The sequence below is a fragment of the Pseudoalteromonas peptidolytica genome (assembly GCF_012641745.1).
Lineage (GTDB): Bacteria > Pseudomonadota > Gammaproteobacteria > Enterobacterales > Alteromonadaceae > Pseudoalteromonas > Pseudoalteromonas peptidolytica.
The window spans coordinates 1-1,624 of record NZ_WEHZ01000077.1 but is presented as its reverse complement, the minus strand read 5'-3'; the positions used below and the strand labels follow the sequence as shown (position 1 = coordinate 1,624).

General features: G+C 42.9%; 1 protein-coding gene. It reads left to right on the top strand.

Going from position 1 to position 1,624, the window contains the following annotated elements; all coding sequences use genetic code 11:
• A partial coding sequence (locus tag F9Y84_RS21775; RefSeq protein WP_168756798.1) for a non-ribosomal peptide synthetase occupies positions 1-1,624 on the top strand: 1,624 nt, incomplete at both ends.

Genomic DNA, 1,624 nt, shown 5'->3' with positions numbered 1-1,624 from the left:
GCGTCATTATCGGTGGTAGTGAGCCATGGAGAGACGGCAGAAGCATTAGCGAGTTTTACTAAAACGCAAGTTAGGTTAGATGGATTTGCCTTAGGGGAGCCGCATCTGTGTGATGCGTATCCACGTACTCGGCCACAAGAGGTTGGTGTGAGCGCATCACATCTGGCGTATGTGATTTATACCTCAGGCTCGACAGGACAGCCAAAAGGCGTGATGATTGAGCATCAAAGCTTGCACAACAATATGATTACTTCCCTCGAATACACGCAATTATCCCCTAGTGCGGCTATTTACCATTGTTCATCAGTTGCCTTTGATGCTGCCGTTTGGGTTATGTGGTTAGGCCTCGTAAATGGAGCCAAATTGCGATTAGCGACAACGTTAGAGTATGGAAAAGAGTTAGTACATTATGGCGATGTCTCCCACCTCTTTATGACTCCCTCTATGTTGCGATGTTTGAAAGTTAAAAAATATGAAAGTCTAACCACAGTGATGGTAGGTGGTGAGCATTGCCCTGATTCACTTGCTAATGAGTGGCTATCAGTAGGTGTTGAATTTTTAAATGCCTATGGCCCAACTGAAATAACTATCTGTAGCTCAATTGGCCGATGCTTGGAGGGTAAGCAGGCAACGATTGGTACTCCTTTTGCCAATATGCAGTATTATATTTTAGATGCGGATCAAGCTTTGCTACCTTACGGTGCTGTGGGTGAGTTATATGTTGGTGGAGATGGAGTGGCCAGAGGTTATTTGAACAAAGCGACATTGACACAAAATAGCTTTATTCCTAATCCATACTTTTGCCCAAATAAAAGTAACACTTCAAAGCGATTATATAAAACGGGAGACTTAGTTAAATTTAATTCAGACGGTGAACTTATTTACATTAGCCGCGTCGATGATCAAGTGAAAATTCGCGGGTTTCGAGTCGAGCTTGGTGAGATTGAGTCACAAATAAACTCTTGCTCTGAGGTTGACTCTAGCGTCGTACTCATCATTGAACGCGGCACATCAAAGTATCTTGTGGGGTATATCAAACAGAGAGAAGGACTTGTTCAGTCCACCAGTGCTGTTGAGCAACAAGTCCAGCAACACTTAAAAACCTCATTGCCTGCACATATGATCCCAAGCAAGCTGATTGTAGTGAGTGAATTTCCGAGAACGGCAAATGGCAAGGTTGATAAGGTGGCGTTATCAGCAACAACGCTTGATACGGATACTGTAGCTACAGTTATCGAGGCTAAAGATGATATAGAAAAAGCACTAGTACAGATCTGGTCTGAGCTATTTAGTGTACCTCCTGCATTGATCAGTACTGAAGATGACTTTTTTGAATTAGGTGGTCATTCATTATTGTCGATGAGGCTGTGCTCTGAGATAGAAGATAAACTAAACGTACAAATACCACTGCGGGAAATTTACGATAGCCCTACCATCGTAGATATCGCTATATTGGTAAAAAATGCAGTTGATGTAGGGTCAAACCTAGTCTCTCGAGTAGAAAGAAACACAGATAAGTTCCCTCTGTCTTTTGCCCAGCAGCGGCTATGGTTTATTGATAGTTTGCAAGGTAGCACTCCAGAGTACAATATGCCGATGGTATTTGAGCTGTCAGGCACGATTA